Source organism: Lutispora thermophila DSM 19022 (genome assembly GCF_900142105.1).
GTDB classification, from domain to species: domain Bacteria; phylum Bacillota; class Clostridia; order Lutisporales; family Lutisporaceae; genus Lutispora; species Lutispora thermophila.
On the sequence record NZ_FQZS01000028.1, the window covers coordinates 1 to 24761 of the forward strand.

Annotated in this window: 28 protein-coding genes; 18 read left to right on the plus strand and 10 right to left on the minus strand. The window is 33.1% G+C overall.

The annotated features are described in order from the left end of the window. On the plus strand, positions 1–262 hold a 262-nt coding region (locus BUB48_RS15210), incomplete at its 5' end, for an integrase core domain-containing protein (protein WP_139250009.1). Positions 263–623: 361 nt separating this feature from the next. Here the strand turns inward: BUB48_RS15210 and BUB48_RS15220 are convergent. The 5 genes from BUB48_RS15220 to BUB48_RS15240 all read right to left on the minus strand — a co-directional run bounded on the left by BUB48_RS15220 (position 624) and on the right by BUB48_RS15240 (position 5109). After that, on the minus strand, positions 624–1715 hold the full coding sequence (locus tag BUB48_RS15220; RefSeq protein WP_073027313.1) for a metallopeptidase TldD-related protein: 1092 nt from the start codon (positions 1713–1715) through the stop codon (positions 624–626). Between the two features lie 164 nt (positions 1716–1879). Continuing rightward, a complete protein-coding gene (locus BUB48_RS15225; RefSeq protein WP_073027315.1) occupies positions 1880–2650 on the minus strand; it encodes an ABC transporter permease in 771 nt (256 codons plus the stop codon). Next, on the minus strand, positions 2640–3602 hold the full coding sequence (locus BUB48_RS15230) for an ABC transporter ATP-binding protein (protein ID WP_073027317.1): 963 nt from the start codon (positions 3600–3602) through the stop codon (positions 2640–2642). Before BUB48_RS15230 ends, BUB48_RS15225 begins: the two co-directional genes overlap by 11 nt. A gap of 73 nt (positions 3603–3675) precedes the next feature. Further along, positions 3676–4848: a radical SAM/SPASM domain-containing protein gene (locus BUB48_RS15235; protein ID WP_073027319.1), complete on the minus strand. Its 1173-nt coding sequence runs from the start codon at positions 4846–4848 to the stop codon at positions 3676–3678. 15 nt (positions 4849–4863) lie between these two features. Next, positions 4864–5109, minus strand: a complete 246-nt coding sequence (locus BUB48_RS15240; protein WP_073027321.1) for a hypothetical protein — start codon at positions 5107–5109, stop codon at positions 4864–4866. Between the two features lie 208 nt (positions 5110–5317). Between BUB48_RS15240 and BUB48_RS18890 the strand changes: the two genes are divergently transcribed. From BUB48_RS18890 to BUB48_RS15275, 7 genes are all read left to right on the plus strand, one after another. Then, on the plus strand, positions 5318–5446 hold the full coding sequence (locus BUB48_RS18890; RefSeq protein ID WP_278308966.1) for a hypothetical protein: 129 nt from the start codon (positions 5318–5320) through the stop codon (positions 5444–5446). 188 nt (positions 5447–5634) lie between these two features. Then, the gene (locus BUB48_RS18640) at positions 5635–5799 is read left to right on the plus strand and encodes a BhlA/UviB family holin-like peptide (protein ID WP_333782630.1); all 165 of its coding nucleotides are present in this window, start codon (positions 5635–5637) and stop codon (positions 5797–5799) included. 1366 nt (positions 5800–7165) lie between these two features. Beyond that, complete coding sequence (locus tag BUB48_RS15255; RefSeq protein ID WP_073027326.1) at positions 7166–7588, plus strand: hypothetical protein; 423 nt, start codon at positions 7166–7168, stop codon at positions 7586–7588. Between the two features lie 594 nt (positions 7589–8182). Continuing rightward, the gene (locus tag BUB48_RS15260; RefSeq protein WP_073027328.1) at positions 8183–8482 is read left to right on the plus strand and encodes a hypothetical protein; all 300 of its coding nucleotides are present in this window, start codon (positions 8183–8185) and stop codon (positions 8480–8482) included. 22 nt (positions 8483–8504) lie between these two features. Beyond that, entirely contained in the window at positions 8505–8582 is a 78-nt protein-coding gene (locus BUB48_RS19230; RefSeq protein ID WP_408631055.1) for a hypothetical protein, read from the plus strand. Positions 8583–8644: 62 nt separating this feature from the next. Next, positions 8645–8860, plus strand: coding sequence for a BhlA/UviB family holin-like peptide (locus BUB48_RS18645; protein WP_333782631.1), 216 nt, complete (start codon positions 8645–8647; stop codon positions 8858–8860). 307 nt (positions 8861–9167) lie between these two features. Then, entirely contained in the window at positions 9168–10376 is a 1209-nt protein-coding gene (locus BUB48_RS15275) for a leucine-rich repeat domain-containing protein (protein ID WP_073027330.1), read from the plus strand. 15 nt (positions 10377–10391) lie between these two features. On the opposite strand, the gene BUB48_RS15280 is transcribed toward BUB48_RS15275, so the two are convergent. Beyond that, entirely contained in the window at positions 10392–10934 is a 543-nt protein-coding gene (locus BUB48_RS15280) for a C39 family peptidase (protein ID WP_073027332.1), read from the minus strand. A gap of 774 nt (positions 10935–11708) precedes the next feature. On the opposite strand from BUB48_RS15280, the gene BUB48_RS15290 reads away from it, so the two are divergent. Continuing rightward, positions 11709–12470, plus strand: coding sequence for a hypothetical protein (locus BUB48_RS15290; RefSeq protein WP_139250010.1), 762 nt, complete (start codon positions 11709–11711; stop codon positions 12468–12470). Here the strand turns inward: BUB48_RS15290 and BUB48_RS15295 are convergent. Then, on the minus strand, positions 12467–13183 hold the full coding sequence (locus tag BUB48_RS15295; RefSeq protein ID WP_073027338.1) for an EcsC family protein: 717 nt from the start codon (positions 13181–13183) through the stop codon (positions 12467–12469). The two genes, BUB48_RS15290 and BUB48_RS15295, sit on opposite strands and share 4 nt — an antisense overlap. 199 nt (positions 13184–13382) lie before the next feature. Here BUB48_RS15295 and BUB48_RS15300 point away from each other — a divergent pair, with 199 nt between their 5' ends. The 3 genes from BUB48_RS15300 to BUB48_RS15310 are packed head-to-tail and all read left to right on the plus strand — an operon-like array spanning position 13383 to position 15806. After that, positions 13383–14321 (plus strand): ABC transporter substrate-binding protein, encoded by a 939-nt coding sequence (locus tag BUB48_RS15300; protein ID WP_073027340.1) that lies wholly within the window; start codon positions 13383–13385, stop codon positions 14319–14321. Next, complete coding sequence (locus BUB48_RS15305; protein ID WP_073027342.1) at positions 14321–15064, plus strand: ABC transporter ATP-binding protein; 744 nt, start codon at positions 14321–14323, stop codon at positions 15062–15064. The genes BUB48_RS15300 and BUB48_RS15305 overlap by 1 nt, the downstream gene beginning before the upstream one ends. Beyond that, positions 15051–15806 carry an ABC transporter permease gene (locus BUB48_RS15310; protein WP_084524718.1) on the plus strand — a complete coding sequence of 252 codons (756 nt, stop codon included), beginning with the start codon at positions 15051–15053 and terminating at the stop codon, positions 15804–15806. Before BUB48_RS15305 ends, BUB48_RS15310 begins: the two co-directional genes overlap by 14 nt. A gap of 21 nt (positions 15807–15827) precedes the next feature. Here BUB48_RS15310 and BUB48_RS18650 read toward each other — a convergent pair whose 3' ends face one another. Then, positions 15828–16796: a peptidylprolyl isomerase gene (locus BUB48_RS18650; protein ID WP_242944254.1), complete on the minus strand. Its 969-nt coding sequence runs from the start codon at positions 16794–16796 to the stop codon at positions 15828–15830. 193 nt (positions 16797–16989) lie between these two features. On the opposite strand from BUB48_RS18650, the gene BUB48_RS15320 reads away from it, so the two are divergent. Next, on the plus strand, positions 16990–17448 hold the full coding sequence (locus BUB48_RS15320; protein WP_073027346.1) for a YbaK/EbsC family protein: 459 nt from the start codon (positions 16990–16992) through the stop codon (positions 17446–17448). Between the two features lie 79 nt (positions 17449–17527). On the opposite strand, the gene BUB48_RS15325 is transcribed toward BUB48_RS15320, so the two are convergent. Then, entirely contained in the window at positions 17528–18292 is a 765-nt protein-coding gene (locus BUB48_RS15325; RefSeq protein WP_073027348.1) for an SDR family oxidoreductase, read from the minus strand. A 114-nt stretch (positions 18293–18406) separates the two neighbouring features. Then, a complete protein-coding gene (locus BUB48_RS15330) occupies positions 18407–19105 on the minus strand; it encodes a hypothetical protein (RefSeq protein ID WP_073027350.1) in 699 nt (232 codons plus the stop codon). Between the two features lie 223 nt (positions 19106–19328). Here BUB48_RS15330 and uvrC point away from each other — a divergent pair, with 223 nt between their 5' ends. From uvrC to murB, 5 genes are all read left to right on the plus strand, one after another. Next, entirely contained in the window at positions 19329–21191 is a 1863-nt protein-coding gene (gene uvrC / locus BUB48_RS15335; protein ID WP_073027352.1) for an excinuclease ABC subunit UvrC, read from the plus strand. 65 nt (positions 21192–21256) lie between these two features. After that, positions 21257–21514: a PspC domain-containing protein gene (locus BUB48_RS15340; RefSeq protein WP_084524722.1), complete on the plus strand. Its 258-nt coding sequence runs from the start codon at positions 21257–21259 to the stop codon at positions 21512–21514. Positions 21515–21672: 158 nt separating this feature from the next. Next, positions 21673–23016 (plus strand): ABC transporter substrate-binding protein, encoded by a 1344-nt coding sequence (locus tag BUB48_RS15345; RefSeq protein WP_084524724.1) that lies wholly within the window; start codon positions 21673–21675, stop codon positions 23014–23016. 94 nt (positions 23017–23110) lie between these two features. Then, complete coding sequence (locus tag BUB48_RS15350) at positions 23111–23812, plus strand: coenzyme F420-0:L-glutamate ligase (RefSeq protein ID WP_073027357.1); 702 nt, start codon at positions 23111–23113, stop codon at positions 23810–23812. Positions 23813–23839: 27 nt separating this feature from the next. After that, positions 23840–24730, plus strand: coding sequence for a UDP-N-acetylmuramate dehydrogenase (gene murB, locus BUB48_RS15355; RefSeq protein ID WP_278308969.1), 891 nt, complete (start codon positions 23840–23842; stop codon positions 24728–24730). Positions 24731–24761: the final 31 nt, after the last annotated feature.

Sequence of the window (24761 nt, forward strand, 5' to 3'; positions counted from 1 at the left end):
ATTCTCAGAATATATATCAGAAATTAAATTCATTCACTCATTCAGTTCTAAGGGAAATCCCTATGACAATGCCTGTATTGAGTCTTTTCATGCTGCCCTAAAAAAGGAAGAGGTTAACCTAGTAACCTACTACGATTTTAATGCTGCAAGACTGGCAATTTTTGAATACATAGAATCCTGGTACAACAGAAAGAGAATCCATGGTAGCATTGGGTATATTACCCCTCAGCAATGTGAGGATATGGCTAGAAAATCAGCATAGTAAATCCGAGTTTTTGTGTCTAAAATATTGACATAGGTCCAATAAAACTCTGAATATCGTTTGGTAATAACCTCAACAACTTCTTCATTTATTTGATATTTAGCGGTTTTCATAGCTTGTAGTTGAGAAGAAATAATATATCCAAGTTCAGACAAAACTCTAAACTCTAAAATTGAATTATCTACAAAACTTAAATCTTTTTTAATTCTCTCTAGCAATTTATTTTCCACTAATTTGGAAGTAAAATACATATAATAACACTCCTAATGAGAATAAATAAAAGTAAACTTAGAATTTATTCTTGCTTATCATAAATCTTAACACTAGTATTTGAACATTTAAAATGTAATTTCGTTTATAATCAATTTAATAACAACCAATCACAAGAAGTACCTCCACATTGTATCACTTGTCCCCTTTTATAACATTTTAAAGGACGTAAAAAGTTATGACTTTGTATAGGATGTATTTTTTCTAATAATTCCTTAATTGTTAATTTTAAATAAAATGGATTTACACGTTTTAATCTTGTTGAATTATCCATTAATAAGGCTAATCCAACATTGAGTTCCAATACCTTATTATTATGATTAATAAAGCATCTCGATAATTTACTTATCTCAATATACCGCTTTGGTTTCTTCGCAGAACAGTTGGCTTGAACCATAAAATTGGACATTCTTGGTAATAGTTTATTTGAATAATAATCTCGTCTTAAGCTTGATTTCACAACCATTTCATTTATTTTTCCTCCGATAAGGTTGCCTGTAAAATTGCCTTTATCTATAATATTAGTCACTTTTGCTGCTATCCCAGCATCATCATATTTATAATATGCACTTGAATTGGGAATCAATGGATCATCCCAAACTGTTAGCTTTAATGATTCAACGTCATTAATTAGTTCATTATATTTAAAAAAATAAAAATTATCTATTTCAAGCATATGCCCTAAAAATTCATGAGCCAAAACTACTGCAGCTTGATCTGTAAATAATAGAGGTAATTCCCCTTTATAATCCACAGTGTCATTAAAACATAAATATTTTTCCTGGAGATGTTCTTTTAATTCTTTGATATATTGTATTGTATTGGAATTAAATATTAAATAATCAATAGAAACTCCATTGTAAAATACTTCTACTAGTGAATATACCTTTTTTAATTCCTTACCTTCAATTTCACAATAATCATAATGCAAACTAACAGTAAAATTAAAATCTTTATCAGAATAATTAGAGAGAACTCTTAAATTTTTTATTTCTTTTTCAGTTTCCTTATTTATATCAGCTTCTAATCTCTTAAGTTCAAAAGTACTTAATGGCTTCAAGGTACCACCAGAAATATGATATTCGTCATCTTTTCCAATAATATTTACGGGAGTTGATATCAATTTTAAGCACCCATCATCAATTATAAAATGTTTAATATTTCTACATTGCACAAATCCCATATTACACACCACTACCTTTTGAATAATTCGCCGAATATGCATTAAAAATATTTTTTATTTATTTAGATTTTCAGAGAGATTTTTTGTCTGATTTTTTAGTACATATTAACATCATTAAGTAATTGAAATTCATATATGAAGTCTTGTATCGTTATATTCTTGAGTTATTTCATTCTCCATTCCATTTTATTTTCTATTAATATAATTGATATAATAGAAAAAATTAGTAAAGTATTTAACGAATATAAATCATACGTACCTGAACAACTGGCACGCAAAGCATTAGCTACATATCGCGTTGGGATCGCATACGAAACTATATTTAATAATTTGGGCATATGCTCAACTGGTATAAATACAGGTGCCAAATATACAACCAAGGGTTGCAAAACTTGTGTTAGAATACTTGCATGTCCTGCATCTTTGCTGTATATACCTATGAATGCACCGGCGGCAGATAAGGACAAACCGGATAATAGTACAACCAATATAAATGTATAATGTATAGATATTGGTATATGTAATACAAATCTACCCAGCAACAATATTACTATCATGGAAGGCAATGTTTGCAATGTTGCTCGTATCAGGTATGCTATTATAAGGTTTATTTTTCTGATTGGCAGAGTGGCATAATAGTCAAACCCGCGCAACTGTTTTAGGACACCTAATTCCTGTCCTAAAGTTAACATAGTCCCGGTAACAAGCGATAAAACCATATTGCCTGTAACAACATGTAGTAAATATTCTGGCTTGTCTTTAAATAAAAACCACAAGAAAAACAGCATGCTAATCGGTGTAATTAAAACAATAATTAATGACCATTTCCAATTCAATCTGAAAGAAAGTAATTCTGCCCGAATCAAGTAAACTTGTTTCATTATAGCTGATTTGTATGAATTTGCATATTCCTCATTAATATTATTAGGATTCATTATCATGCACCTCTTTGTTTTCAACTGTCAGCATGTATGCATCACTTAATGAAGGTGTTATAATTTCAATGTTTTTAATCAGGTAATGCTTTTCCCATAAAAACAACTTATGCATACAATCATTTAGATTTTTATAGGTGGTATCAATCAAGTAATGTTCCTTGTCAACTTGTAGTACATTAATATCTTCTTTTATAGAAGCATTAAAATTCACGTTGTATGGTAGTGAAAATTTGATTTTCACATTATCGCTAAATTTTTTTATAATGTTTTCAGGCTTGTCCGTAATCAGTATCCTTCCATCTTTTATAATTGATACCCTATCTACCACGTCTTGTGCTTCATGGATGTTATGTGTAACCAAAATAAAAGAAATTCCATATTCATCATTTAATTTCCGAACTAAATTCCATAGCAATATTCTTTTTTCGGGATCCATATCATTCGTTGGTTCATCAAGAATAATCAATTTCTTTAGCCCCATTAAGGCCGCAATAAAACCAACTAGTCTGGTTTCACCGCCACTTAGCTCCGACATTAGTTGATTGCACTTGTTTTTAATATTGAAATAATCAATAAAATAATCCATCTGCTCAATTGCCTGTTGTTTTTTCATTCCTCTGTAAATCCCAGTGAAAAGTATAAATTCTTTTACCTTGAGAGCCCGATGTGCATACATAACCTGGCTTAATGATGATAATATTATGGGAACTAGCTTTGGGTTTTTTACAAGATCAATGTCACCATATAATATTTCTCCTTTATCAGGTTTAATCAAGCCGCAGATCTGTCTTACCATGGTAGTCTTACCAGCTCCATTTGGGCCCAATAATCCTAAAATCTCACCTTTTCTTACATCTAAGTTAATATCAATATTAGCTCTTATGCCGTTTGATTTATAAGTTTTACTTAAATTTTTAATTGTAAGTATATTTTTGTTATCTTGTATCATACGCATATTCGCTCCATTACATCTATATTTACACTCATTTTTATAAACATGGTGGAACTTAAAGAACACCATATTAAAAATCTCTATATGTTACTTCTTTGTTAATTTTCTCTTGTGGAAATAGCCCATTTTCATATAGTTTTTGGCAGAGGGGATATGGAGCATTAATGTCATGATACGTGGCATATGCATCGGCACGACATGCACCTCCACAGTATTCCAATTCCTTGCATATTGAACAAACGCCTTTTATTTTACTGAATATTTCCATTTTTTCTTGTTTTATTTTACTCAACTTACTTTTTATATCCGAAATATCATCTATTAGTATATTACCTAACTCATATGTGTTATAGCCAACTTCCATAAAGTCAGAGCAAACAAAAACATCACCATTAGGCCGAATACTGAACGAATTAGTGCCCCGTCTACAACGTGGTCGTTTTTTCTTATATACTGAAGTTTCGCGTGTAACAGAAGGTGGCGCACTAACATTAATAATAAGATTTTTACTATATGTTTTATTAAAATCATTAATATAATTAATTACTTTATCAATCTCAAAAGGTGAAAGAAAATCATCCGAATTCTTTTTTGCATTCCCAACACCAATAACTGTTGGTGTTATTGCAAGTACATTGACATCTAAATCTTCGCAGAGTTTAAACATACTGCCGTCATAAATATCCCCAACATTATATCTATTAAGAACCATGGCTACAATTACTTGGATATTATTTTTTCGTAAAAGTTTAATGTTTTCTATGGTTCTATTAAATGCATCATTTTTGCTTCTTTGTATATTATTTGTCATAGAGTTGCTACCATCCAGACTTACTTGCACTATGAGATTTCTATAACATTTGATTCTATCAATAAATTTTTCATCTATAAGATACCCATTTGTAAGTATTTGTATTTTTAATCCTTTTTCATTAGCATAATCAAGTAATTCAAGCAAATCTTTGTAAACTAAAGGTTCACCGCCAGTAACTACCAATGAAATTAAACCTTGTTCACATAGCGTATCAATTGCATATTTCCATTTTTCAACATCAAGTCCTGTTGTATTGCTTAAATTCTGTTCATTGATATAACAATGTCTACAACGAAAATTACAAGCTGTAGTAACTACTAAATCTACTTGTGTAATTGCAATGGTTTTATAATCGCTTTCCAAATCAGTTTCCATTTTTATTTTTTTTTCCTCATTGAAGGGAATTTCTTCTAATGTATTATTAATCATTATAAGGTTTCGCTCTTATAAGCTTTTTAATATTGGATTCACTTTTTTCATTATTTCTTCAGCAGTCGAATCTCTAATTATTTTAAGTAATTCATTTATAAGAGATTCATAACTCATTTCTTTCTCCAACATAGACCAAATCATAAATGTCGGTTTGTTAACTATATATCCTGGCTCAATTATCACTAACTCTTTCCCTTCTTTTGTTGTAAATTCTCTATAAAAGGCATTAACTTTTTTTAAAGCTAGATTATTATACATAATTTGAGACAACCCTCCATTTTTTATTAATTTATATTTTTATAAGCTCTAATTTCTGTATATTATAGCATTATTTTGGAATCCAAACAATACCATAATTGTTTTAAATTTTATAATATTTATTATTTTTCTTATTTTAGAATTGACTTACAATCGTTAATATTATATTATTAGTTATTAGAAATGAAGAGAAATGGAGGTGAAAAAAATGCCAAATTATGAAAAAAATAATGAAAGCGTAATCTTTTCTCTAGAAGATTTCACACCAGAAATTTATGACTGTGAAGCTGACGGATCTTGTTCAAACGGACATATACATGTTATAGCAGAATCATAGCACCTAATTTGTTATAATCTACATTTACAAACTTTCATTAACATCAACCAATCTATCCAATATAAGTTCAAGGAGGTAGGTGATTATTCTATCTACCTCCTTGAACTTATATATGATGGGGGATAGCGCATATGGAAAATGAAATATTAAAACTTGCATTATCACAAGATATATGAGCTGTTTTAGTCATTATGCTAATATTTTATATTTCAAAAGCTCAGGATAAACGGTACATGATACAGAAAGAAAAGGAAAAGAGATATCAAGAGATTATGACTAGGATGTCGGAGAAATTCAATGTATTGGAAGTCACAGGAAGTGATATGAAACAGATTAAGGATCAGATTCTTTAAGAATGTTAAGCAGTAGAGCCGGAATAAGTTTAAATCCGAAAGAATCCTTTAATGCAAATAGGATTCTATTTTTATGTGCTTAACGTGGGCAATAACTTGACAGTGAAAGTACATTGGAATTGGCAGAGTGATCCGAGAAAGATTTATAGATGTTAGAAAAAGGGCAAAAAAGAAAGGGGGAAATTGAATAAAAATTTTTAAACAACTGTTCCAAAGGGCTGCTTTTGCTTCGTTATATTAGTAGAAAAAACTAAAGGAAATTTTGTATAGAATGACATTGGAGTTTATATACAGTGATTATAAAAGCTGATGTATATGATATTAACAAGCATATCGAGGAATAGGGAGACAAAGCCACGAATTTAAGGTCGAAACACTATGATAGTCGGCTGCCTAAGAGCGTGACTTGATCGACCATGACGCATATAGCGCCATGGCTTTTACAATTGAGAGAGGATTTATTCGTGATATTTATAAAAAGTTTAAATCAATATAAAAGGCGGGTTCAAAGTAATGATAGGAAAATAATGAAAATGGAGGGTAATAGAATTAAAACAAATTGCAAAAGTTGTATTTTCAATAGAAATTAAGAAATTATCAATAAAAACAATATTATTATTACTACTATCAGCATGGCGATACAAAATAGCTTGTGCATATCTAATACAAATTCGGTTGGTTCCACTTCGTTTTTAAATTGCCACCTTCTGCCTAATAAGAAGCTGTTTTTTGGGTTTATAATTCCATATACTAATGGAATTATTATTAATGGAAAAAAGAAGATTATTATGAGCCATTTACTTAAATACAATAAAATCACTCCTATAACATTCTCTAAAATTATATTATGCCATAAATTAACACGTGTATATTATCGATTATATTATTCCAAATATGACATTTGCATTACCGGTTATGCATAATCAGTTTTAAACAGGAAATTAAGTTCATGAGTTAGAACATTATTGTTTTGATTAGTAGATCAGTTGTGTTCTTTATTGGCGATTTCTTTTTTATCTTTTCCATTCATGCAGTTCCATATATTTTACAAGATTTTATGGTATAAATTTTTTTATGCGTAAACGCTGTTTAGTTCTATTATATATTATTAAACTAAATAAAAGTAAGATGTCAATTAATCTATAGTAAACTTTATGAAAATATTTTATGTTTTCAATTGTAGAAATCAAAATCCTTCTAGTCTGTAAAACTTTGGATGTTTATGGTATACATTCAAAAATATGCTTTACTTGCTTCGTTAGTAAAAAATGACATTTACATTTTTCAAAAAGAAATGTCTATATAAGGTGAAAGCAATTAACCGGTTATTGCTATTAATATTATAATGAAAAGGAGAGGAGTATGTATGACTAAGGAATATGTTACTCAAAAAGAATATTCTATAAATCAACTCAATAATGTAATTGACGGGATAGAGTTATTATATGAGCAAACTGACGAAAGTTCCATTGTTTTACTTGTTTCTAAAGTTTTAGTAGCAGGAATTAGCTTATGGGTTGTTGCTCCAACTTGGGTAGCTGTAAGTTCATTAATAGCTGAGTTGTTTCTTGATACTTATGAAGGCTTTAGTAATACAAGAAGTTTAATAGAAAATGGATTATATGACCTAAAGGATATTGCTTATACAATGTATAGATATGGATATGATAGAGTAAAGTTTGATACGGCAATACTTGAAGTAAAAGAAACTAACGGTACTGTTCGAATTTATCAGTCTGCAAGAGCTACAGCTTACCATACACCCGAAGGATGGGTCTATTCAGGTTAATTATACTGCAATGCAATCAGAGTGTGGATTTCTATATTTCAGTTCACACTCTGATGCTTCTATATTAAAGCTGGTATAAGAATGTTGTTACGGCTTGAAAGAATTTGATAATAAATCAAAGTAAAAGTAATAAAGAAATCAAGAAGCAAATAATAAAAGACCAATAATAATTTTATTAAATCTGAAGGATGATTTGGTTATGATAAGTATAAACCTAAAAATTAAATTTTAAATTGAACAATAATATAAATTTAACGCTATATGATAACGGCAAACCTATCGAAAGGTAAGGGAGTCAGAGATTACATCTTATTTCTAACAAAAGAAACATAATGTTCCTAACTTGATGATTTTGTTCTCCACAGCATAATTGCTAATAAAAGCATTCTGATTGCAGAATTGTTCTTTGTTTCGAAAATTCATTACAAAAAATATCAAAAAAGCAAAAAATTAATTAATGCATATAATTTATATATATCTCCATCCTCTGTCTTTAATTGTTAAACAATATCAATTACGAGTAGGTTTATATATGGAGGTAATGTTATATGGGATCTCATTGAAAAGTCAAAGAACAGTGATAAGGAAGCACTTATGAGCTTGATATTAATGTTTGAGCCGCTTATTAAGATATATACTAAGAAATTAAATTATGAAGAGGCAGAAACTTACTTAATAATCGTCTATATAGAAATAATAAAAAATATCAACTTAAATTTATTTGCTGTGAAAAATGGTGGCCTCATCGTGAGCTATACTGTCGGATCTCTTAAACACAAAAAAATAAATTTGTTTAGAAAACATGTTACAAATACGCAGGATTCTTTAGAGATAAATATGGATTTAATATATGATGAAACGGATATGAGATATAAAAGCAGGATATTCTTATAAGGAAATAGGGAACAGGCTTAATATCGCAAGACAAGCTGTAAACGGAATAAAAAACAAAGTACTAAACAATCTTAGAGAACTTATATATGATGGGAGATAGCGCATATGGAAAATGAAATATTAAAACTTGTATTATCACAAGGTATATGAGCTGTTTTAGGCATTATGTTAATATTTTATATTTTAAAAGTTCAGGAAAAACGGTACATGATACAGGAAGAAAAGGAAAAGAGATATCAAGAGATTATGACAAGGATCTCAGAGAAATTCAATATATTGGAAGTCATAAGAAGTGATATGAAGCAGATTAAGGATCAGATTTTTAAGAATCTTAAGCAGTGGAGCCGGAATAAGTTTAAATCTGAAAGAATCATTTAATGCAAATAGGATTCTATTTTTATGCGCTTAACGTGAGCAATAACTTGACAGTGAAAGTACAATGGAATTGGCAGAGTGATCCGAGAAAGATTTATAGATGTTAGAAAAAGGCGAAAAAGAAAGGGGAAAATTGAATAAAAATTTTTTATACAACTGTCCCAAAACACTGTGTTTGTTTCGTTATATTTACTAGAAGATAAACTGAATGATAATCAGATGAGCATTAGCAATTGGAGGGATGTCAGGAAGGGGATTATGAAATATGTACAAATAATGGATAGAAAAGCTTATCAAGGAGGAAACTGAAATGAAATTTTTAAAGATGTCATTATTAATTTTAATATGCACCCTTTTTATTATTGGCTGCAATAGTAATCCGTATAAAAACGCACACAATGCTTCAACTACAGATGACGGTAATGAATTATTATATGGCAAATATCCGGAACCTGTATTAATGGCAATTGAAAGTTATGATATAAATAAATACTATAAAGAAATTACAAAAAATGATTTAAGGAAAGTAACATATTTATATTTTAAAGATGGAGCTTTTGAAGATGGCAAAGAATATGATTTTTCCATTCTTTTGGAAACGCCCAATTTAAGATACCTTAATATAAACTTCGATGGAAATATAAAATTGGAGGATTACTCCGTGTTGAAGAATTTAAAAAAGTTGGAAGTACTTTATATTAGCAATGTAACTAATGATGACGTTAAGAATTTGGCTGGATTAACTTCATTAGAGCAACTAAATGTTTATAACAGTAAGGATTTAACAAGTGGTGAGTTTCTAAGCAACATGCAACAGTTAACGGACTTAAGTTTTCATAATGTACCAAACTTTCATGATTATCAGCCGCTAAAGAAATTGAGTAAACTGAATGATTTACTTGTTTGCAATGTAAATAATGAAGATGTTAAAGATATAGCAGGCATAACCTCATTAAAAGAGCTAGATATTCATGACAGTAAGGATTTAACAAGTATTGAGTTCCTAAGGGATATGCAACAGTTGATATATTTAGGACTAGAGAATGTACCGAATGTTCATGATTATAAACCTCTAAAGCATTTGATAAATGTTAAGCAGATAAATTTGACAAGCAGTGGATTAACTGAAAAAGATATAAACACTTTTCCTGACATGGATTCAATAGAATCCCTTTCCCTCTACGACAATGAAATAACATCCCTTAATGTTTTTCCTAAAATGAAAAACCTTGAGTCTTTAACATTAGGAAATAATCCATTGACTGAGGTCAACATCTTGCCTGACAGAATTCCGAAACTAAAAGATTTGGATTTGTATAATACAAAAATCACTGATTTAAATAAACTGTCAGGAGTGAGCAATATAGAAACTATAAATTTAAGGAAAACTTTTATAAAAAGGATATCGCCGCTTAAGAAATATAAAAATTTAAAATTTATTAATATTGATCTAAACAATCTTGAAGACATGGATGTTTTTAAGGATAGCCCAGTAGAGATTGGTGAATTAGAGGGGTAGAGCACCCCTCTAATTCTACTTATAGTAGAAATGAAGAGATTTTAACTCTCCTTTATAATAATTCATTACATCAGCTAATGTGTAATGATTTTCATAACCAGGATCTACAATTTTAAACATATCTGCTTTTGCTTCTGCTGGGGAAGGATACTCATTTCCATTATCATCTGGCAAAAATGATAGAGTACCGTGGAAACCATTTACAACGACAAAGTGTGTTCCTCCACTGTTATTTTCTATATAAGCAATAACAGGTCTCTTATTATAGTAGAGTTGATTAAATAAGTCTGTTTTTAGCTTAGCAAAAGTAGACTTTGTTGAACCTGATGGAATTCTTGTATATTTTAACCCTTTTTCTCCTTTCTTTTCTAAGTTTTTAATGATTTTTGCCCAATCTACATATACACTTTTATCATTTGCTTCAAAAATATCATCATAACTATATTTTTTATTTGTAACATAGTTGATATCCATAGCAGCAGAAGCTATACCACAGCCACCGGGTTTTTGCTGAATCCTGTCAATAGGATAATTAAGATTTACTGTTCTGTGTCCCATAATAATATCCTCCTTTATATTTTATTTTTTAATTGCTCAAAGGATCCTTTGATTAATTTTTCATTGTATAAAAACGTCTTTATATTAAAAAAATAAACGGTCAAAACAATTAAATAAAATTTTAAAATGATTGTCCCAAAATACTGTTTTGCTTCGTTATATAAGTAGAGGACAAATGAAGGAGTAATTGCATATGGAAAGAGATATAGCAATAAGAGACCCCCTAAAGGGGTATTCCCATTCTCATACTTCCAACTATCCGGGCTGTCTGTTTTGTATGAACCTTTTCCTTTACATGGGCAGGAATGTTTTTGTATCCACTTTTCAGTATCATTGTAATCATAACACTGATATAATTTTAAGGTTCCATTATTGTCTCTATTTTTAGGCAATGCAATTATTATTTTCTATATTTCCAAAGTTGTCATATGATCATCTCCCTTTATATTTTTATTGATGTAAGAAATGGTTTTCTGGCCAGTTACTTTTCCTACATCAATGAAAGACATTTTTAATGAATAATTGTAAACCATGTTAACATGAAAGTTTAATTTATAAGAATGGGAAGGAGTTGATACAGTTTTCTGTCGAGTGGAGGAATTGCGTTAAATATTTTAACAATATTTAATTCGCTGATTGACCGGCATCATATTTCATAGCAGTGGTTACCATGAATTATATTTATTTACATAAACTTACTGTATTTGATATAATACTGGTATAGAGCTGATGCCCGAAAAATTAATAATATACATAAAAAGGAAGGAAGATTCTGTGAGAAAGGTAGTTATTTTTATTGCCATTGCAGTTCTTACGTGGGGTTTAATGGGATGCGACAGATATGCTGATTTGGATAATGTAGTAAATCAGAAGGAAGAAGAGTATGACAGCCATAAAGACAGTAATATAGAGAGTTCTTCTGATAAAGAAGTACCAAAGCTTGCTCGTAATATACCCCGTATATTAACTTATCAAGATGATAACATATCTGCAATGATAGATCAGCTTATTTATGTCGAATATGGAACTGATGTTGTTAAGATAACAGATGAAGGTTATAAAACTACTATAGTTCTGAATTATACTTATAAGGGTAAAGTACATCATATAGATTTGAGTGAGTTTGCAACTGCTGGCGGTGTAGAGCGTATTAAGGCTTCCCCTAATGGAAAGTATATTGTGTTGGAGTTAGGTGCAGGAGATTGTAATGAATCGATTTTGATTGATTCAATAAATGAAACTGCCGTTATGTTGGAAGAATATGATGAAGATACAAATGAAAAGATACCTATGGTATCTGTTTCATGGAAATATGATGATGATAATGTATTAGCTTATATTCCTGCATTTCCTACAGATGATGAGTATGTTGAGTTAAAATCATATGATATAAAAAATAGATCATCTAGAATTATGCAAAAAATAAGGGCTAGTGAAAATGAAGGTACGACTATAGGAAATATAATCACATGGAAAAAGGATTATATTGAAATTTTTGATGGATATGATAGCCTGGTAAGGATAAAAACTAATTAATGCAAAATCCTCATCCTGTATGCATTCATGGCAGTAACTCCAAGCTTATCCATAAGCTTGGAGTTGGCGTAAGCTCCTACTATTGCACCGATACCTGGCAGCAATTGAAGAATTTTGGCAATATCTATGTAATCTCTGTATTCCTGTTGAAATTCTCTCCAATCAAAATTTTCAAGGCTGCTGGGAAGGATTTTTGAATACTCCTCCCAATTTTCCATCTCATTAAACACTTTATTTACTGAAGCTTGACTTGAAAAGGCAAGCTGGAAGATTTTCAATATATATAATCTTTCCTTATAATCTTTGACATCAAAGCCGTAAATAGATGCCGCATCGTATAAAAATTTAATCTTGATGCCGATGAGCAAAGGTAAATCGGCAAGCCCCAACAGTAAGCCCCCTGAACCGGTGCCTGCACCTTCCAGCATGGCGGCTTTTTTATAAAAATCTATCTTTTCTCTTACTAATATTTCCCTTTCTTCAAAAGGCATAAGCACACCAGCTTTTTTACTCGTATATTCCGAACCTATAAGGACGACTTTCACCATGTTTTTGATGACTGAAGTTACTATTTCATGATATTTTTGAGGCAACATATTGTTTATTTTGTTCTGGATACCTTTTGATGCTTTATCTATGATGGATGGTTTCTTTCTCATCTTCTTTTTCCAATCATGTAATTCAATGGATGATTTAATATAATATCTATCCATATGTACACCTGCCTATGTATATAATGCTATATCATATTATAACTTATCAGACAAATAATAATAAGCTTTAGTGAATAAATAATTTTGGCATTAATGGAATATTATTGATGAAGAATAAAAAATAATACTAGAAGAAAAAGAGTATTAGCAGTAAAATACTATTAGCACAAAATTTATACGCTGGGAGGTTGCACATACAATGAATATAAAAACTAAAATAGCTTTGACAGCTTTGCTGATAATAGCAATGGTGTTTAATGTAGGCTGTGTCGGCAGCAAGGCTCCAAAACAGGAAGTTGACACAAAAGAGCCAAAAAATCTTTCTCTGAAGGTTGGACTAATGCCTGCAGTAGATGCTGCTCCTATGCTTATTGCAGAGAAAAATGGCTATTTCAAAGAACTGGGCTTGGACATAGAACTCATTGTGTTTAACAATGCCCAGGATAGACAAAGTGCCCTACAGACAAATTCAATAGATGGAGCCATGACGGATTTAATAGCTGTTGCAACCAATGTAAACGGTGGATTCGATATAAAGGCTACAACCATAACATCGGGCATGTTTCCTGTATTGGTGAAGGAAGGCTTTGCAGAGAAAAAAGATATAAAGGTAGCTATGATGGAAGTGAGCGTTACCAATTTCTTGATAGATGAGTGGCTAGGCAATGACTACAATATAGAAAAGGTATTTATAAACGAAATACCAGCTCGCCTGGAAATGATAAAAAGCGGCAATGTAGATATGGGACTATTCCCTGAGCCCATGGCTTCCATGGGAGCTTTGGATGGATTGGAAAAGAGGATATATGACCCTGAAGATGGTTATTGCCCCGATGTTTTAGGCTTTACAGCAAAAGCGCTGTCTGAAAAGGCAGAAGCCATTAAGCTGTTCCATGAAGCTTATGATAAAGCCGTTGAGGATATAAATAAGGATGAATCAATTGCTCGGGAAATATTAATAGAAAAACTGTCATTGAAGCCTGAAATAAAGGATTCTATGATTCTTCCAGAGTACACAAAAACTTATCTGCCCGATAATGCTTATTTGGAGAAAATAATATCATGGGTGGAAAATGTGCTAAAAAAGGATATGAATATTCGGCCGGAGCAGCTTGTCGAAAGGAAGTTCGTTGAATAATGATTCGAGTTAGAAATCTGAACTATTCTTATGGTTCAGATTTGGTACTGAGCAATATAAATCTTAGCATTGAAGAAAATACTACCTGTACAATAATAGGACCTTCAGGCTGCGGCAAGACCACATTGTTGTATTTGCTGGCAGGTCTTATTGATTATACTGATGGTGAAATATATATAAAAAATGAGAAGGTGAGGGGAAGCAGAAGGGAAACAGGGGTTATCCTCCAGGATTATGGTCTGCTTCCCTGGAAAACTGTTTGGAATAACATAGCTCTGGGATTAAAGGTGCGGGGAATGGAAAGGGAACAGCTCAATAAAGAGGTGAGCGAGATACTTCGGGAACTGGATATACAAGAACTGAAGAACAAGTATCCTTCACAGTTAAGCGGAGGCCAGAAACAGAGGGTTACCATCGCAAGAACTCTGGTTATAAAACCGGATTTGCTGCTTTTAGATGAGTTTACCTCTGCTTTGGATGCCATGACAAAGGAAAATATACAAAATTTGATTCTGAACATTTACAAGAAACGGCCTGTAACAATTGTCTTTGTCACCCATAGCATAGAAGAGGCAGTTTTTTTAGGACAGAAAATAGTGATAATGGATAAGGCGAAGATAAAAAAGATTATTGATAACCCTTATTTTGGCGATGTAGAAATACGCTCCAGAATTGATTATTACAACATATGTCTTGAAGTAAGAAGATGGCTTGAGGAAGGTAAAAACCATGAAACTCCTTGATAAAATGTTGAAAAACAAAACCCTCCATGGAATTATTATAGTCATCATAATTTGGTATCTTCTGCATATATCAGTAGAATCAAATGTAATTCCAAGCCCTTACAATACTTTTAAGAGATTTTTTCATCTGTTCCCCAAAGTATTGTCTATACATCTTCTGGCAAGCTTGGTAAGGATAATGACAGCCGTTGGAATATCCATAATCATTGGTGTACCTTTTGGGCTTTGGATAGGCATGAGTAAAAAGGCAGACAGCATAATATCTCCTGTCGTATACATATTATATCCTTTACCTAAGATAGCTTTTTTGCCGATTTTCATGATATTGTTAGGTATAGGAAATACAGCTAAAATAACTTTAATAGTTACTATAATCATATTTCAGATATTAATAGGCGTAAGAGACGGCATAAAGGAAATCCCTAAAGAATTGTATTACTCTGTAATATCTATGGGAGTATCGAAAGCAGGTATGTATAGACATCTGATAATGCCTGCAATATTGCCCAGACTTTTTTCAGCCTTAAGGCTAAGCCTAGGCATAAGCATATCCACTTTATTCTTTGCAGAGAACTTTGCTACCACCTATGGTATTGGTTACTATATTATGAATGCTTGGGTTATGGTAGATTATCTGGACATGTTTTCAGGAATACTGGCCTTAAGTTTATTAGGATTATTGCTTCTCAGGCTTATGGATTTATTGGAGAAAAAGTTTTGCCCATGGGTATTTCTGAAATAGAAATATAAAACGGAAAACCTTTTAGAGGTTTTCCGTATAAGTAACAACATCACTCTTTTCCATAAGTTCTTGGAAGTATGTTGATAAATATTGATTCTGATATTGAGGCAGCAATTGTTGTTCCAACTGAGATTTAACTTCTTCATATGTGATAACTCTTTTATCTTCTAACTTGATTATATGATATCCATAATCAGTTTTTACTACATCGCTTATTTCACCTGGTTCTAAAGCGAAGGCTGCTATTTCAAATTCTGCAACCATGTCACCGGAGGTGAAATATCCTAAATCACCACGATTTTCCTTAGCGCTTGGATCTATGGAATATGCCACTGCCAGCTTATTAAAATCTTCACCGGCTTTTGCCCTTTCCAATATCTTTATGGCTTCTTCATAGTCATCCATCAATATATGGCTTGCTCTCACACTATACATGCTGTCCTTTATCGCATTATAGGTGGCTAGCAAATCTTCCTCAGGAACAGTTACAGAACTGGTCAATTCCTGATACAAATTATTTATTATCAATGATTTTCTGATGCTATCTCTTATATATTTTTCCGTTAAATTTAGAGATTGGATATATTCATTGTATTTTGCCTCTGACTCGAAATTGTTCTTTATATATTCAATCTGCATATCTACTTGATCCTCTGAAGCAGTTACTCCTAGGTCTGCTGCATTCTTGAGCAAAATGGTTTCATTAATGATATTGCTCAGCAATGTTTCCTTTGTATAATCTATAAATTTCTTGCCATCATATTCTTGTTCCCATATTTCAGGACCGTTGATTTCTTCCTGCTGAACCTTGACTACATTGAATACCTCATCAAAATAGTCCTTTTTTATCTCAATATTGTTTACTTTTGCTACTACAATATTGGAAGTGTCTATGGATTCTGTGTTTACAGAACTGCATCCTGATAATAATGATGCTGCCAGTATAGAAAAGACCAATAGTGTAGTAATTTTTATTTTCTTATTCAACATATCATCCCTTTTCATCTTAAATTTTGTGTCTTACTCAAGAGTTAATAGCCAGACAGTAATATTATAAGTCATTAGTTTTCTTATGTAAATAAGAAGAGGTTTTTCAATGGGTATAAAGGATGGATAAATAGTCATAAGTATTGTATAATATTCAAAACAAAGGATGTCAATATTCGTAACGGAGGAAAAAGAAATGAGTATAGAAAGTGTGAAAAAACATTTTAAAGAAGAGGGACTTCCATTAGAAGTAATAGAGTTTGATTGTAGCACTGCCACTGTTGAGCTGGCTGCAGCAGCATTGGGAGTAGAACCGGCAAGGATAGCAAAGACCATGGCTTTCAGGCTTAAAGACAGGGATATTCTATTATTGACAAAAGGCGATGTAAAGGTTGACAACAGAAAGTTCAAGGATTATTTCAAAGAAAAGGCAAGATTCATAAGTCCGGAAGAAGTGGAAGAAGCTACAGGCCATCCAGTAGGAGGCGTATGTCCCTTTGGATTGACTAAACCCCTTGACATATACCTTGATGAATCCCTGAAGGTATTTGATTATGTTTTTCCCGCTGGAGGAGGAGCCAATACAGCTGTGAAAATATCAGTGGATTATCTGGCTAAAGTGACAAAAGTTACTTGGGTAGATGTGTGTAAATGATGAGCTTTCCAGAATGTAAAAAAAGAAGGCATACATAAAAGTTTCTGTTATGCCTTCTTTTCTTATAGATTATTATATTTTAGTTTGCAGTCCAACCGCCATCAGCAACTATGCATTGGCCATTTACGAAGCTGGAATCATCTGAAGCAAGGAATAATGCCACTGTTGCAATTTCTGAAGGTTTTGCGCTTCTTGGGTTTCCAGCCATGTTGGGTTTTATTGTGTTCATGCCTTCCATATTAATATTTTTCATGAAATCTCCAGTGCCTATTTCTGTTTCCACAGCACCGGGGCAGATGGCATTGCATCTGATGTTTTTCTTAGCATACATATATCCTGTGTTCTTTGTCAAACCTACAACAGCATGCTTGGAAGCAGTATAAGCAGCTCCTGCTTTGGCTCCAAATAAACCGCCTATGGATGCAACATTGATGATATTGCCTCTGCCTTGTTTCAAGAAGATGTTTACTGCCTTTCTTATACTGTAGAAAGGTGCATATACATTTAAGTTGAACACCTTTTCCAGCATCTCATCTGTCACATCGCCAACAGGACTGAAATCGTCCATTATACCCGCATTATTGACCAAGATGTCCAATTTGCCGGAATCATTATATGCAAAATCAATGATTTTCTCAGCATCCTCTTTCTTTGTCAAATCTGCGCCAACAGGAATTATCTTGCCATTTAGTCCCTCAGCGCTTTTTGCTAATTCCTCCAGCCTTTCTACTCTTCTTGCTACTGCATAAACTGTAGCGCCTTCTTTTGCAAAAGTATAGGCGATATCTTTACCCATACCAGCACTTGCACCTGTCACTACTGCAACTTTACCTTCTAGTTTCATAACCCTATCTCCTCCAAATGTTGATAATTCATTAACAAAATGTAGTAATATTATAATACATTATGAATACAAAATAAATAGGCTATGAAATTAAATTTTGAATACGATATAATTTTATTTGTCTATTCTACTTTCAAGTATATTGTTTTGCAGTAGTAAACCTTTTATTCTTTTTATATCATCTTCTGAAGCATCTATGGTTATGGGACCCAAATCATATGTGTGGTACAGCACTAGCTTTTTCTTCATATATCTGAAGCCTTCAATTCTTTCAAAGGGATAGAAACCAAATCCGTTGGGATAATTTGCGCTTATGGGCAGTTCAAGGCGCATATCGAATCCTGTGATTTGGATTCCTTTATCAATAACTATTATCTTCATGGTTTTATTGAAGAATTTAAACAATAATTCTGTTATAATTATAAATAAAACAAGCAAAGCTATACCCCAGAGTGTATACTGGTTCAAGGTTTCACCTTTGAAAAAGGGCAATATCACCGGCAGTGAAGGGAATATATATATGATTATTCGGTCAACGAGTCGGAAGGGAGTCACTGGATATTCTCCTATAATATTATAGGTGCCTAGCTTATTCATAACCCTGCGAATATAAAAAGTGCGAAAGAAGCCTTGCGAAAGAATCATGAGCATGGTGCTGAACATGATGTTTAAGTAACCGGCTATAACAGGTATTAAACCTGTTTCACTCTGAGCTGCGGGAAAAAACGCAAATATGGTATTAAAAATAACGGAAGCTATCAGAAACACAAACAAAGAAAATATAAATGTGATGAGCTTCATTGAACTAGACATATTTACACCTCTCAATTTTATGTATAATTTTGAAATACGAAGGATTTTAGCCTCAAGTCGCTGGCTATTTGTCTCTGGATTAAAAATGTGTTCAACAGTCATACTGTTCACATGATGCTAGAGGCCAGTGATCAGAAGCATATATCATTGCGTAATTTTTATTATATATAATATTATTTGCTAAATCAAACAAAGATTAACCTGATAGAGATGAGGTAAAAAAATGCTGAACTTAGAAGAAAAACTGAAAAATCTGCCTGATAAACCCGGCGTATATATAATGAAAAATGAGAATAACCACATAATTTACGTGGGAAAGGCAATAAACCTGAAAAACAGAGTAAGACAATACTTCCAGGCATCTGCCAATAAGTCAGCAAAGGTACATGCCATGGTGGAAAACGTAAGGGACTTTGAGTATATAATTACAGCAAATGAACTGGAAGCTCTTATACTTGAATGCAATCTAATAAAAAAGCATAGGCCAAGATACAATGTTATGCTTAAAGATGACAAGCATTATCCATATATAAAAGTAACTACTAACGAAGGTTTCCCTCGAGTCCTTAAAGTAAGGGAGATAAAAAAGGATGGAGCCAAATATTTTGGGCCCTATACCGACACAAAGGCTGTCAATCAGACCATCCAATTAATATCAAAAATATTCCCCATCAGGAGTTGTAATAAAAACATCGAAAAAATTGCCGGTAAGGAGAGACCATGTCTCAACGCCCATATAAATCAATGCATAGCGCCATGTACCGGCAAAGTGAGCAAGGAAGAGTACAATAAACTGGTGGATTCTGTATTGCTTTTTCTCGAAGGTAAGCAGCAGCAATTGCTTTCAGAGCTGGAAGAAAAAATGGAGAAGTATGCAGAGAATCTGGAATTTGAGAAGGCTGCGGAGCTTAGAGATCAGATTGAGGCTGTAAAGAAGATAAACGAAAAGCAGATAATAATTTCCTCAAGAATGGAAGACCAAGATGTGATAGCCTATGCTGGATCTGGAGAGCTGATATGTGTCCAAGCTTTCTTTGTGAGAGGAGGAAAGCTCATTGGTCGTGAAACCTTCTTTTTGTCTGATGTGGCTAATAGCGATGGAGGAGAAATAATAAGTAGTTTTATGAAACAATTTTACAATAAGGCTCTTTATGTACCCAAGACCATATTAGTTTCTCATGATTTTGATGAGAAAGAGCTTATTGAGGAATGGTTGGGCAGTAAAAAAGGGTCAAAGGTTTCCATAACAGTTCCACAGAGAGGGGATAGGCGAAAGCTGGTGGAAATGGCGCGAAATAATGCAGAGGAGAACATAAGATTAGAGTTGGAAAAGGAAGAAAAGGAGAAGAAGATTTCTGAAGCTTGCAAAGAACTGGCAGGTTATATGGAATTATACCATAGGGACATTAACAGAATTGAAGCCTTTGACATATCAAACATTCAAGGTGTGGATAATGTTGCTTCCATGATTGTATTTGAAAATGGCAAGCCTGCAAAGAAAAATTATAGAAGATTCAGGATAAAGGGATTCGAAGGTCAGGACGATTACGGCAGCATGAGAGAGATATTATGGAGAAGATTTACCCACGGAATAGAGGAAAGAAAGAAAATTGATGAAGAAGATGGAGACTATGCCAGAGGGAAGTTTTCTGAGTTCCCCGATCTAATAATGGTAGATGGCGGTAAAGGGCATGTAAATGCTGCTTCTGAAGTTTTGAAAGAGCTAAATCTGACCATACCAATATGCGGAATGGTGAAGGACGACAGGCACAGGACAAGGGGGCTTATTTTTGAGGATAGAGAAATAAACATACCTGTAAGAAGCCAGGCCTTCAAGCTTATGGCCTCCATTCAAGATGAAGCCCATAGATTTGCCATTGAATATCATAGAAGCTTGAGAGAGAAAAAGCTTGAAAAATCAATGCTGGATGAAATTGAAGGAATAGGACCGGAAAGGAAAAAAGCATTGTTTAAGCATTTTAAAAATATTGAAGCCATCAAGGAAGCAAGCATTGAAGAACTGTTAAAGGTAAAAGGTATGAACAAAAAAGCAGCAGAAAATATTTATAATTTTTTCAATAAATAAGACTTTTCTCATCAAATATCGTATATTGTTACAGAAGTGTAGAAGTAGTAATGGAGGTAAACGATATGAATAAAAAATTGTATAAATCAAGGCATAATAAGACCCTAGCCGGTGTATGCGGAGGCTTGGCTGAGTATTTCGATATTGACGTGACCATCGTGAGATTGATATGGATTGCTTTCTTCTTTTTAAGTGCAGGTTTTCCAGTTTTCATGGCATACCTTATAGCTGCATTAATAATGCCGGAAGAACCCATGGATAGAAGCAACTACAATGATCAATATTCTAATGTAAACTATAGGGTGGAAAAGGATGAAGAATAGGCAGGTAGCAATACCTGCTGTTTTGTTTTTTGCTATAGTTATTAATTGTGCTATTTATTAATAAAAAGGAATATAAATTTAATAAAAATCATAAGAACTTAAATCTCAGTTTATAGCTCATAGTTCATAGCTCTTAGTTCAATCAAGGAGGTGTCTCAGTGGCAGTCAAAAGGGCTGTAACTCTTTTTTTATGTATTATGATAGTGGCATATATCATCACTGGTCCTGCATTATTCAGGAAATATACAGTTGATTACAAGAACATAAATAAACCAAAGACAGTGGAAGCAGAGTGGAAGGGAATAATAAGTTTCTGGGATTATCCAAACCTGGATACCACCAACGGAAGCAAACTCGGATGGATAGAAAAGAGAATCAGGGAGTTTGAGAAGAACAATCCGGGAGTGTACATAGAATTTAGGTCTTTATCCCCTGAGGATGGCAAAACTACATTGATGGCTGCCGCAAAAATAGGGGCCATGCCTGATATAGCGCCTATAGGCAGCGACTGGTACTTTATATCATCAGGGTTACTGGAGCCTCTGGATGAATATATTGAAGAAGAGGATAGGAATGATTATAAGGAAGGAGCATTAGAGGCCGTAAGTTATGAAGGTAAAATGTATGGTTTGCCATGGGCTTGCCGAGGCTATACTTTACTGTTGAATAAAAAGATTTTTCAGGAAAGGAATGTTCAACTTCCCCAAGATGGACAGTGGACATATTCTGAGTTTCTGGAATCATTGAAAAAACTTACATTCAAAGGGAGCAGAAGAGGTTCGGAGAACATATATGGCATAAATGGGTATATTGATATTGGCAGCTATAATGTTACAGGTATTTTGATGTCTGACGGAGCCCATTTCACAGATGATATGGGCAAATATGCATTTAACAGTCCTGAGGCTTTAAGTGGTCTACAGAAACTATATGATCTGAAACATACTCATAAAGTTGCTGATCCACAGTTTGGAGAGATGAGCAAGAATCAAGCATTTTTAACTTTTCTTCAGGGAAAGTGTGCCGTGTTGATGGCAGATGCCTGGATGATTCCATACATAAGAAATATGGCGGGTAAGTATAATTTGGAATTCACTGTTGCAAGTTATCCAACCGGTGAGGCGGAAATACCCATATACATGAACGAGGTATACTACAGCTATGGAATATTTAAGCAAGAGGATGCCGGAAAGAGAAACATGTGCGCCAAGTTTATCAAATACATTACAGATAAAAGCTTTACTGAGGATTTAGCAAGATTCGGATACTTTTCCCCAAGAAAATCAGGAAATCTGATATATGTTGAAGATGAGGAAATGAACAGAGTAAACGAGAATTTGAGCTATGCCCAAATATTACCTAAGAACAAAAATTGGCAGGAAATTAACGCAATTATACAATATAATATAAGAGAAATGCTAGTATATGAAAAATCTCCACAAGAAGTAATGGAAGATATAAACAGGCATGTGAGTAAGTATTTTCCTTATCTAAGTGATTAATCTATATAATTTTGTCAAATAATTATATAGATACCATATAACATAATGTTGTATAATTAAGTAATGATTGTATTAGGTAATCGGAGGAGATAAAATGTCGGAAGATAAAAAGAAAAAAGAAAAACAACCGATCATAGAATATAATAATAAGAAATATTTAAGAATACCGGTTAAGACTCATGTTATAGTCAAAGATGATAACATTGTGGACGTAGTGAAAAAATATACCCAAGAGATTCTTACGGAAGATGATATAGTATTCATAAGCGAGAAAGCTGTAGCCATAACCCAGGGTAGGGCATACCCATTGGAAGAAATAAAGCCTAGACCATTGGCTAAGTTTTTATCCAGATTTGTAACGAAAACACCTGCCGGTATAGGATTAGGCATACCCGAAACTATGGAAATGGCTTTAAGGGAATGCGGAGTTATTAGGATACTATTTGCTGCAGCTGTAAGCTTCTTTGGAAAGCTCATAGGCAGAAGGGGAGACTTCTACAGAATAGCTGGATACAAGGCTTCCTCCATTGACGGTCCGACGCCTAATACGCTTCCACCTTATAACAGGTATGTGGTATTGGGACCTGAAAATCCCGATAAAGTTGCCAAGGAGATAAGTCAAAGTATAAAAGCCCAAGTTGCCATAGTTGATATAAACGATTTAGGAGGAAACATATTGGGAACGTCCGAAGAAACTATGGACAGGAAGAGTCTTTTAGGCATACTTAGGGACAATCCTCTAGGCCAATGCTCCGAGCAAACCCCCATAGGTATTATTAGAAGGATAGAAGCATAATGGGATTTATCAAAGGAGGATTATATATTGCATTTAAGTGATTTATTTTCAAACATTAAATTAAATGAACCAATGAAAAATCATACTTCTTTTAAAGTTGGAGGAAATGCTGATATATTTATAGAGCCTGAAAATGTAAGAGAATTGACGGAGTTTATAAGATATGCAAAAGATAATAATATACCATATTATATAATTGGAAACGGAACAAACCTGTTGGTATCTGACTATGGAATCAGCGGGGCGGTAATAAAGCTAGGGGAAAAAATATCGTCTATACAGGTAGTGGAAGACAGAATCATAGCTCAATGTGGCGCAAAACTTCCTGAGGTAGCCAAAGTGGCTATGGCTAACTCTTTGTCAGGGCTTGAGTTTGCAAGCGGCATACCTGGTTCCATAGGTGGAGCGGTAGCTATGAATGCAGGAGCCTATGGTCATGAGATGAAGGATGTCATAGAGACAGTTGAGGTGCTGGACGGAAATCTGGAATATAAAGTGGTGCAAAACAAGGAAATGGAGTTTGGATATAGGAAGAGTGCAGTGTGGAAAAATAATTATATAGTTCTAGGCAGTACATTTAAATTGAAAAAGGGAAGCAAATCAGAAATAGTGTCTCTCATGGATAATTACACGAAAGAGCGACAAAGCAAGCAACCCTTGGATATGCCCAGTGCAGGAAGCGTTTTCAAAAGACCTGAAGGTTATTATACAGGAAAGCTCATTGAAGATGCAGGTCTTAGGGGCATGTCAATAGGAGGTGCCCAGGTATCAGAGAAACACTGTGGTTTCATTGTAAACAAAGGAGGTGCCACTGCGAGAGATATATATAATTTAATAAAGCATATCCAGAAAACCATATATGAGAGATTTGGAGTGGAACTTGAAACAGAAGTAAAGCTAATAGGCAAATTTGAATAGTAAAAAGCCACAGGGCAGCAGAAGTCTCTGT

What these genes read in the sequence shown, in the direction of transcription:
- BUB48_RS15220 (WP_073027313.1), bottom strand. Translation starts at nt 1,715, where the DNA reads ATGGGATTTGTGCAATGTAGAAATATTAAACATTTTATAATTGATGAT.
- BUB48_RS15225 (WP_073027315.1), bottom strand. Translation starts at nt 2,650, where the DNA reads ATGAATCCTAATAATATTAATGAGGAATATGCAAATTCATACAAATCA.
- BUB48_RS15230 (WP_073027317.1), bottom strand. Translation starts at nt 3,602, where the DNA reads ATGATACAAGATAACAAAAATATACTTACAATTAAAAATTTAAGTAAA.
- BUB48_RS15235 (WP_073027319.1), bottom strand. Translation starts at nt 4,848, where the DNA reads ATGATTAATAATACATTAGAAGAAATTCCCTTCAATGAGGAAAAAAAA.
- BUB48_RS15240 (WP_073027321.1), bottom strand. Translation starts at nt 5,109, where the DNA reads ATGTATAATAATCTAGCTTTAAAAAAAGTTAATGCCTTTTATAGAGAA.
- BUB48_RS18890 (WP_278308966.1), top strand. Translation starts at nt 5,318, where the DNA reads ATGCCAAATTATGAAAAAAATAATGAAAGCGTAATCTTTTCTCTAGAA.
- BUB48_RS15255 (WP_073027326.1), top strand. Translation starts at nt 7,166, where the DNA reads ATGACTAAGGAATATGTTACTCAAAAAGAATATTCTATAAATCAACTC.
- BUB48_RS15260 (WP_073027328.1), top strand. Translation starts at nt 8,183, where the DNA reads ATGAGCTTGATATTAATGTTTGAGCCGCTTATTAAGATATATACTAAG.
- BUB48_RS15275 (WP_073027330.1), top strand. Translation starts at nt 9,168, where the DNA reads ATGAAATTTTTAAAGATGTCATTATTAATTTTAATATGCACCCTTTTT.
- BUB48_RS15280 (WP_073027332.1), bottom strand. Translation starts at nt 10,934, where the DNA reads ATGGGACACAGAACAGTAAATCTTAATTATCCTATTGACAGGATTCAG.
- BUB48_RS15295 (WP_073027338.1), bottom strand. Translation starts at nt 13,183, where the DNA reads ATGGATAGATATTATATTAAATCATCCATTGAATTACATGATTGGAAA.
- BUB48_RS15300 (WP_073027340.1), top strand. Translation starts at nt 13,383, where the DNA reads ATGAATATAAAAACTAAAATAGCTTTGACAGCTTTGCTGATAATAGCA.
- BUB48_RS15305 (WP_073027342.1), top strand. Translation starts at nt 14,321, where the DNA reads ATGATTCGAGTTAGAAATCTGAACTATTCTTATGGTTCAGATTTGGTA.
- BUB48_RS15310 (WP_084524718.1), top strand. Translation starts at nt 15,051, where the DNA reads ATGAAACTCCTTGATAAAATGTTGAAAAACAAAACCCTCCATGGAATT.
- BUB48_RS18650 (WP_242944254.1), bottom strand. Translation starts at nt 16,796, where the DNA reads ATGTTGAATAAGAAAATAAAAATTACTACACTATTGGTCTTTTCTATA.
- BUB48_RS15320 (WP_073027346.1), top strand. Translation starts at nt 16,990, where the DNA reads ATGAGTATAGAAAGTGTGAAAAAACATTTTAAAGAAGAGGGACTTCCA.
- BUB48_RS15325 (WP_073027348.1), bottom strand. Translation starts at nt 18,292, where the DNA reads ATGAAACTAGAAGGTAAAGTTGCAGTAGTGACAGGTGCAAGTGCTGGT.
- BUB48_RS15330 (WP_073027350.1), bottom strand. Translation starts at nt 19,105, where the DNA reads ATGTCTAGTTCAATGAAGCTCATCACATTTATATTTTCTTTGTTTGTG.
- uvrC (WP_073027352.1), top strand. Translation starts at nt 19,329, where the DNA reads ATGCTGAACTTAGAAGAAAAACTGAAAAATCTGCCTGATAAACCCGGC.
- BUB48_RS15340 (WP_084524722.1), top strand. Translation starts at nt 21,257, where the DNA reads ATGAATAAAAAATTGTATAAATCAAGGCATAATAAGACCCTAGCCGGT.
- BUB48_RS15350 (WP_073027357.1), top strand. Translation starts at nt 23,111, where the DNA reads ATGTCGGAAGATAAAAAGAAAAAAGAAAAACAACCGATCATAGAATAT.